Source organism: Chryseobacterium sp. SIMBA_028 (assembly GCF_046535285.1).
Taxonomy (GTDB): domain Bacteria; phylum Bacteroidota; class Bacteroidia; order Flavobacteriales; family Weeksellaceae; genus Chryseobacterium.
Map to the genome: position 1 here is coordinate 1 of NZ_JAWRWZ010000899.1, position 230 is coordinate 230.

Sequence of the window (230 nt, forward strand, 5' to 3'; positions counted from 1 at the left end):
TCATTCATCTCTTCGTAAGCCAAACCAATTCTATTCTAAATTACATAGAGAAACGATTTTTTCTCACCCAATTTTTCAGCGGTATTCAGAGCCACAAAACCATATTTTAATCCTTCTTTATAATCTCCTAAAAATATGTAGGCCGCGCCCATGAGATCATAAATATTGTCTAGCTTTTTATAATGACTTTGCTGATATAAGGTTAGCGCTTTCTTTAGACAGTTCAGTGC

Annotated in this window: 1 protein-coding gene; it reads right to left on the reverse strand. The window is 34.3% G+C overall.

Features of this window, described 5'->3' with window-relative positions; all coding sequences use genetic code 11:
* Positions 1–35: 35 nt before the first annotated feature.
* Positions 36–230, reverse strand: a 195-nt coding sequence (locus SCA31_RS25805) for a hypothetical protein (RefSeq protein ID WP_410699775.1), incomplete at its 5' end; no start/stop codon positions are given.